This is a genomic window from Gemmatimonas sp., from assembly GCF_044345575.1.
Taxonomy (GTDB): Bacteria; Gemmatimonadota; Gemmatimonadetes; order Gemmatimonadales; family Gemmatimonadaceae; genus Gemmatimonas.
In genome coordinates, this window is sequence record NZ_JBIJAW010000150.1 from 1 (window position 1) to 7,901 (window position 7,901).

The 7,901-nt window shown below is 67.4% G+C and carries 7 protein-coding genes and 1 pseudogene; 1 reads left to right on the forward strand and 7 read right to left on the reverse strand.

The features are described 5' to 3' along the window. The first annotated feature begins 161 nt into the window (after positions 1-161). On the forward strand, positions 162-2,438 hold the full coding sequence (locus ACIQ6O_RS09975) for a DUF5916 domain-containing protein (protein ID WP_396207636.1): 2,277 nt from the start codon (positions 162-164) through the stop codon (positions 2,436-2,438). A 156-nt stretch (positions 2,439-2,594) separates the two neighbouring features. On the opposite strand, the gene ACIQ6O_RS09980 is transcribed toward ACIQ6O_RS09975, so the two are convergent. The 7 genes and pseudogenes from ACIQ6O_RS09980 to ACIQ6O_RS10010 all read right to left on the reverse strand — a co-directional run. Further along, positions 2,595-3,047 (reverse strand): PaaI family thioesterase, encoded by a 453-nt coding sequence (locus ACIQ6O_RS09980; RefSeq protein ID WP_396207637.1) that lies wholly within the window; start codon positions 3,045-3,047, stop codon positions 2,595-2,597. A 9-nt stretch (positions 3,048-3,056) separates the two neighbouring features. Further along, positions 3,057-3,440: a YccF domain-containing protein gene (locus tag ACIQ6O_RS09985; protein ID WP_396207638.1), complete on the reverse strand. Its 384-nt coding sequence runs from the start codon at positions 3,438-3,440 to the stop codon at positions 3,057-3,059. 81 nt (positions 3,441-3,521) lie between these two features. Further along, on the reverse strand, positions 3,522-4,931 hold the full coding sequence (locus ACIQ6O_RS09990) for an FAD-dependent oxidoreductase (protein WP_396207639.1): 1,410 nt from the start codon (positions 4,929-4,931) through the stop codon (positions 3,522-3,524). 97 nt (positions 4,932-5,028) lie between these two features. Then, complete coding sequence (locus tag ACIQ6O_RS09995; protein ID WP_396207640.1) at positions 5,029-5,376, reverse strand: hypothetical protein; 348 nt, start codon at positions 5,374-5,376, stop codon at positions 5,029-5,031. Then, a complete protein-coding gene (locus tag ACIQ6O_RS10000; protein WP_396207641.1) occupies positions 5,373-6,398 on the reverse strand; it encodes a proline iminopeptidase-family hydrolase in 1,026 nt (341 codons plus the stop codon). Before ACIQ6O_RS10000 ends, ACIQ6O_RS09995 begins: the two co-directional genes overlap by 4 nt. A gap of 26 nt (positions 6,399-6,424) precedes the next feature. Beyond that, complete coding sequence (locus ACIQ6O_RS10005; protein WP_396207642.1) at positions 6,425-7,117, reverse strand: alpha/beta hydrolase; 693 nt, start codon at positions 7,115-7,117, stop codon at positions 6,425-6,427. A gap of 22 nt (positions 7,118-7,139) precedes the next feature. Beyond that, positions 7,140-7,901 (reverse strand): annotated as a pseudogene (locus tag ACIQ6O_RS10010) (hypothetical protein); the annotation flags it as partial.

Consider the following 7,901-nt stretch of genomic DNA (forward strand, 5'->3'; position numbering starts at 1 on the left):
GCACCGGCTCCACCAGCCCAGGCCACAGCAGCCCGAGGGACACGAGCGTGAGTCCCACCGCCAACAGATTCCGTTTGGACATGGCCGAAGGGTAGCGTGAGCACCAGTCATTGGACACCAGCCATTGGACACCGGCCGGTGGCCGACCGTACCTTGCGCGGATGCGTCAGGTTTCATTTTCCCGAAAGGCACGAGGTGCCTGTCGTGCGCTCCTCGTACCGGCCGCGCTGCTGCTGGGCACGGCCGCCCCGCGCATCCTCGCGGGACAGCCGTCCACCGTCCCCGAGCCCACCGACAGCACGCGCAAGCGACTGGTCGCACGGCGCGCGGTGGCCCGACTGACGATCGACGGCAAGTTGGACGAAGCCGACTGGCGTAACGCACCGGTGGCCGGCGACTTCGCACAGGCGCGCCCGGATTACGTAGCCACCACGCGCTACCCCACCGAGGTGCGCGTGCTGTTCGACGACGAGAACCTCTACATCGGCGCTTTCAACCGCGACAGCGCGGGACTCAAGTCCCTGCGCATGCCCGACCTCCGTCGCGACTTCGAGCCCCCCGAGAACGACGTCTTTGGCGCCAGCATCGGTCCGCTGGGAGACCGCCGCACCGTCCTCCAGTTCTCCACTACCCCGCTCGGCTCGCAGGCCGATGTGCAGGCGTTCGACGGCGGCGATGCGTTCAACTTCAACTGGGATGCCCTGTGGAAGGTGCGCACCACGCGCGCCGACAGTGGCTGGACGGCGGAGTTCTCCATTCCGTGGCGTTCTCTGCGCTATACACCGGGGCTGACGAGCTGGGACATCAACTTCGTGCGCAATACGCGACGGGTCGCGCAGTGGAGCGCGTGGATGCCGTATCCGCGGCAGCTCTCGTCGTGGCGCATCTCCTACGGTGGCGTGCTCGACTCCATCAAGCCGCCGCCGCCGCGCACCAACATCCGCGTGCGCCCGTACGTGCTCGGCACGAGCGTCACCGATCGCGCAACCAACGCGTTCAAGGGACGAACCGGTGATGTCGGCGGCGAAATCATCTGGGCGCCCTCGGCGAACAGTCTGCTCGAAGCCACGGTGAACACCGACTTCGCGCAGGCCGACGTGGACCGTCAGGTGGTGAACCTCACACGCTTCAACGTGTTCCTCCCCGAGCGGCGGCAATTCTTCCTCGAGAATGCCGATCTGCTGAATGCCGGCGGGCTGGGCGCGACCACTATCGGCGGCATCGGCGGCGTGTCGGGACGCTACTTCGTGCAGCCGTTCTTCACGCGCCGCATCGGCCTCGGCGACGATGGCACGCCGCTCCCCATCGACGCGGGACTGCGCTATGCCTTCCGCTCCGGGCGCACCACCGCCGGCGCGCTCGCGATGCGCCAGGCGGCCAATGGCACACAGGGCGCGACGACGTTCGGCATTGTGCGCGGCAGCCGCTTCTTCGGGCGCTCCACACGCATCGGCGCCACCGCGGCCCTGCGCGACGGCGACATCACCGCGCCCGATCTGACGATCGAAGGGCGGCGCAATGTGGTCGTGGCCATGGATGCGCTCGCACGCCTGGGTGAACTCACGCAATTCACCGGTATGCTGTCGGCGTCGAACGAAAACGGCCGCACGGGGCTCGCCGGCACCTACGGCATCACGCGCAACACCAACACCAATCTTCTGGGCGTGTTGGGCGCCGTGGTAACGCGCGACTACAACCCGCAGATGGGGTTCGTTTCGCGCCCCGATGTGGTGATGACCAATCCGTTCGCCACGTGGACGGTGCAGCCGCGCTGGCTCCCCCCTTCGATGGTGTGGATTCGGCATGGTCCCAACGCCATTGCGTTCAACGATCCGAAGTCGGGGCGCCTGCAGGAATCGAACGTGACGTACACGGCCGAACTGCTGTTCCGCAACGGCGCCACCATCACCCCGGCGTTCGAACACAACATTCAGCGCCCCACCGTGGCGGTGCCGCTCTTCCCCCGCGTGAGCATCGCTCCGGGCTCGTACGACTACGTACGGACCGGCGTGACGATCAGAAGCGACCAGAGCGCGCCTATCGCCGGCACGCTCACGACCTCGTCGGGCGCATTCTTCGACGGCAACCTCGATCGCGCCGAGGTGACCACGCGGTGGTCACCGAGCCCGTACGTGTCGCTGCGCGGCAGCTACGAGATCAACCGGCTGCGCAGTCTCGGCACGCGCGACTCGAGCTTCATCACGCACCTCGCGGGCCCCGAAGTGCGCATCTTCCTCAATCCACGCGTGCAGTGGAGTGCGTTCTACCAGTACAACACCGCCGTGCAGCGCGCGTCGCTCAATGCCCGCTTCAGCTGGGAGTTCCTGCCCCTTTCGTTCCTGTACGTGGTGTACAACGACCGGCAGGCGGTGATGACCGGCACGTCGCCCATGGCCCGCTCACTCATCGTGAAGCTATCGTGGCTGGGGCAGCTCTAACGCCGCCTCTCTTCTGGCATTGAGAAAGAGAGAAAAGGGGGAACTGAAATTGGGAGAAAAGGGGAAAGGGAGAAAAGGGGGAAAGCGAAAAGGCTTTCTCGAGATGATCACGAAGTGGTCGTGCTCATTTTCTCTTTTTCCCCTTTTCTCCCAATTTCAGTTCCTCCCCTTCTCCTTTTCTCCCCGGGGGTCGGCGACGGCTCGCGGATAGAGAATCATCTGCGTGCAGCGGAACAGCGCGAGGGTGCGTCCGCTTTCGCGATGCCTCACCTCGGCATCCCACACCTGCGTGGTGCGTCCCGTGTGCACCACGTGGGCGCGGCAGGTGATGGTGCCATCGCGCGCCGTGCCGAGATGATTGGTCTTGAGCTCCACCGTGGTGAAACCGTCGGCGCCATCGGGTAGCGTGGCCATGCAGCCGAATCCGGCGCACGAGTCGGCGAGCGTGACCACCGCGCCGGCGTGCAGGTAGCCGTTGGGTGCCATGAGTTCGGGGCGCACCGCGCACTCCGCCTCGATTTCCCCGTGTCCGACCGCCGTGAAGACGATGCCGAGATAGCCGGGGAAGAAGCCCTGCGCACGGGCATTCGCCTGCTCGAGATTCATCATCCCGCCAATTTACGCCTCGACGATGCGCTTGCCGAGCGGGGCCCAGCTCACCTGGGCGATCTTGAAGTGGGCGATGCCGAACGGAATGCCGATGATCGTGAGGCACAGCGCTGCACCGGCGAGGATGTGGCCGAGGCTCAGCCAGAACCCGGCGAACACGATCCACAGGATGTTCGCGATTCCGGTGCCGACGATGCGTTCCTCCCCGACCACGCGCGCATCGACGAGCGTGCGCCCGAAGGGCCACGCCGCAAACGGCGCAATGCGAAAGGCCGCGAAGGCCCACGGCAGGCCGACGACCGTGCACGCCAGTACGACGCCGGCAAGCATCCATCCCAGCCAGGCGCAGAAGCCGCCGCAGATGAACCAGATGATGTTGAGGAGCAAGCGCATGCCCACCGTACGCGCTCGGCCATGGCGCAGTTTCGCCGGCGTACGCGCGTCACCCCGACGAGATGACGCGCCTCACCCGGTTTACGCCGCCCGTCGCTTCTCGTGCGCCGCTTTGCTGGCCTTGAGGAGGCGGTGCACGGTGGTGCCGGTGATGAGTCGCACACCGCGCTGGAACGTGAAGTACTGGTACGCCCACTGCACGACCACACTCACCCGGTTGCGCACGCCCACGAGATAGAGGATGTGCACGAAGAGCCAGGTGAGCCACGCGAACAGACCGTGCAACTGCTGGCCGGCGATGACCGCCACGGCCTTGTGCCGGCCGATGGTGGCGAGGTCGCCCTTGTTGAGATAGCGGAACGACTCGCCGTCCTTGCCGGCGACGCGTCGGGCGATGTTGCGCCCCACGAGCGTCCCCATCTGGTTCGCGGCGGGGGCCACAGCGGGAACAGGAGTGCCGGCAGCGGTGGTCGTGGCGGCGATGTCACCGGCGCAGAAGATGTCGGGGTGCCCCGGCACACTGAGGTCGGGGTTCACTACCACCCGCCCCGCGCGATCGGTGGGCGCGCCGAGCTGCCGGGCCAGCGGTGAGGCCTGATTGCCCGCCCCCCAAAACACGGTGTGGGCATCGATGCGTTCGCCGCCCGCGACGACGCCATCACTGTCGACGTGCGTGACGATACAGTTCGTGCGCACTTCCACGCCGAGCGATTCGAGATCCCGCTGGGCGCGGGCCGACAGCGCTTCGGGAAACGCCGGGAGAATGCGGGGTCCGCCTTCGAGCAGCAGCACGCGCGCCTTGCGCGGGTCGATCCGGCGGAACTCGCCGGTGAGCGCATGGTGGGTGATCTCGGGGATCATGCCGGCCAGCTCGACACCCGTGGGGCCGCCCCCGACGATGACGAAGGTGAGCAGCGCGTCGCGCTCACCGGCGGCGCTGGCGCGTTCGGCCGCTTCGAACGACAGCAGGAAGCGACGCCGCATTTCGAGGGCGTCTTCGATGCTCTTGAGCCCCGGCGCGTGCTGTTCCCACTCGGTGTGGCCGAAGTAGGCATGGCGGGCCCCGGCCGCGAGCAGCAGGTAGTCGAACGACAACAGCACGGTGCCGCTATCGAGCGACACGGTCTTGGCGTGCGGGTCGATACGATCGACGTCTGCCATCACGACGGTGGCATTCTGCTGCGTGCGCAGGAGCCAGCGAATGGGGACGCTGATGTCGGACGGGTTGAGCACCGCCGTGGCCACCTGATACAGCAGCGGCTGAAAGAGGTGGTGATTGGTGCGATCGAGGAGCGTGATGCGCACCGGCGCGTTGGCGAGCGCCCGCGCGGCCGACAGGCCGGCGAAGCCGCCGCCCACGATGACGACATGTGGCCGGGGATCGGTGGCGTGGGTCGCGGTGGCGGTGAGCGAGTTGGCCGACCGGATGGCGCCCACGGGTCCGTCAGCGGCGGTCGTGGCGAGCGATGGGCTGTGCGTGCGGTGCGGCATGACGGGCTCCGGTGCGGGTACGGAGAGATGTACGCCCGATCCTTGTGAAAAGTTTCACAAGCGCAATACTCACACGACACAAAGAGCACCTTTGTGATCAGCCCCCTCGTAACTCCCGCCAGAAATACCACTCGCGCGCGGCGCTCCACCCCTCGGCCGTCGCCCGTGCCTCCCCCACCACGCAGCCACTCGCATCCTGCGCGGTCGCGTCCCTCGTGATCTCCCGGAAGTGTTCGTCGATCTCGGCCAGCATCTCGCGCGTTTCCAGCGTCGTGGGCTTCGCCCGCAACCGCTGCGCGATCTCGTGCCGCACGAGGAGGTCGGCCACGAACTCCGCGTCGGTCACCGGCTGTCGCGCCAGGTAGTCCACCATGCGCGCCCACTGCGCCACCAGCCCCGGCAGCGTAAGGCGGGCGAGGGTCGCTGCGGCAATCGGTGTGCTCACTTGCCCGCCGGCTGTTCCACCCGCGCGAGGAAGGCGCGCACGGCGTCGACGTACTCCGCGGGCTTCTCGCGCATCGCCGCATGCGCCGCGCCGGGGATCACCACCATCTGCGCATCGCGCATCGTGGCGCGGAACTCCTCGAGCGTGCTCGGGCGCGCCTCGTCGAATTCGCCAGCGACGAACAGCGTGGGCTGCGTGATCTGCTTCAGCTCGGCCGCGCGGGTCCACGTGCGCAGGCTCCCCGTGCTCAGGAATTCCGTGGGGCCCCACATCTGCCGGTAGATCGTGTCGTTGGAGGCCACACCGGCGCAGCGCGGCTCATCGGCCACCGGCAGCCGGCGCACATGACGCGCGTAGAAGGAATCGGTGGCCGCCATGTAGGCGGGTGAGTCGAGCGTGCCCTTTCGCTCCTCCTCATCGAGCACGCGACGGATCTCCGCCGGCAGTTGGGCCCGCAGCGAATCGGCATCGGCGATCCAGCGCGGGGTATCGATGAGTGGGCTGCTGAAGATCACGCTCACGACGCCGTCGGGCTTGGCCGCGGCCATGTACTCCGCCGCCAGCGCCCCGCCCCACGAATGCCCCAGCAGGTGCACGCGCGTGAGACCGAGCGCCTGGCGCACGGCGCTCAGCTCGGCCACGAAGCGGTCGACACGCCAAAGCGACGTGTCGGTGGGATGATCCGATCTACCGGAGCCGAGTTGATCGTAGAAGATCACCGGGCGTTCGCGAGCCAGCGGCGCCAGCACTTCGAAGCGGCACGCCGTGCCTCCGGGACCGCCGTGCAGCGCGAGCAGCGGCGTGCCGGGGCCGTTGCCCAGCTTGCGATACCACACCCGGCCCCCCGGCACATCGATCATCCCCTCGGTCGACGGCACGGTATCAGCCGCCGACATGGCGACCGTGGAATCGGCGGGGCGGTCACTGGACGACCCGCAGGCGGCGAGGAGGATCGACGCGCCCGTGATCAGCGCGAACGAAGCGGCCGTGCCGGTGGCACGAGAACGGGTGATGAAAGACATGCGGGAAACTATCCCGCCAGACATGGTCAGGGCGAGAGTCGCGCGAGCAGTGGCGCGAGCACCGCACGCTCGAGATGGTGCGCGCCCTCGAAGGTGACGTACTCCGCCCGTGGCGACAGCTGCTGGAGCTGCGCGTGCAACGCCTCGCCCTGCTCCGCCGACATCAGCGTGTCGTGAATCCCCCGCACCAGTACGACCTGCGACTCCGCCAACGCCGCACGGAGTGTATCGGCCGGCACATCATTCGCGAGGCCGCCGGCCCAGACCACGAAGGCGCGCGGATGCACGGTGCCACTCGCAAGCCACCGCGTGGCCGTGGCCACGCCCTGCGAGAAGGCGAGCACGCCAATCGTCGGCGCCTGTTGGCACGCGCCGACGATGTCGTCATGGACCGTGTCGAGCCAGTACAGCGCATCGGCGATGTCGTGCTCGCGGTCCTCCCGCGTCATCCACGTAGCGCCCACCCGTTGCAGGTGAGCGCCGTCGCCCCGCGGCATGTCCACGTAGAACCGCGACAACCCCTCGGGCGCCACGATGCAGGTGTCGGGAGGAACCACCCCATCGAAATGCCGCAGGAAACGCGGCGCCAACTGGGCATAGCCGTGCAACACGAACCACACCACACGCGCCTCTTCCGGCGATGCCCCGAGCAGAGCATACCGGCCCGTCTTACGGGTGGCGCGCGTGACGAGCCGCGGGGCGTCGTTCGACGACGTCATGCGTGCTGCGTGATCCACAGCCTCACATCGCCGGTGCTCGGAGATCCTGCAGCGCCTTCTTCAGCAGATCGGTCTTCTTGCCGTCGCAGCCGCGCGCGCCTTCCGCCGCGCTCACCGCGGCGTCGAGCGCCGTGTTCCGGGCCGCGCCGTTGGCCTTCTCGGCCGCCGAGATCTGCGTGCGCAGCGCGGTCACCGCACCTGCCGCGCATCCCTTCCGCTCGAGCTGATCGGTGTAGGCCTTGGCGAGCGGGAAGCTGGGCGGCCAGGAGATCTTCGGCTGTCCCTGCGCGTTGAGCTGCTCCCACTTCACGGTCTTGGCGGCATCGATTTCGTTCTGCGTGAGATACTGGCTGGGTACAAGTTCGGCCACGTCCATGCCGCGGGCGATCTCGCTGCTCACAATGTGGCCGTTATACCAATACACCGACCACGAGCCACCCATCTCCATGCGTGACCCATCCACCGGGCCACGGTCAAAGCTGGCGATCTCCTTCGGATTCTTCGTGTCGGTCCAGTCGAACACCGAGACGCCACCCTGGTACCAGCTCTGCACCATGATGTCACGCCCGGGGACCGGAATCAGCGAGCCGTTGTGCGCCACGCAGTTTTCGTTCGCCGTCTGATACGTCGGGATCTTGTAGTAGCTGCGGAACTGGAGCTTCTTCTTGCCCGACGCATCGGTCACGATGTCGAAGATGGCGTTGGCGCCCCACTCCGGCTTGTCGCCGGCGCGGCACTTGGGCGCGCCACCACCGCCCCACTCGTCGCTGAACAACATCGCGGT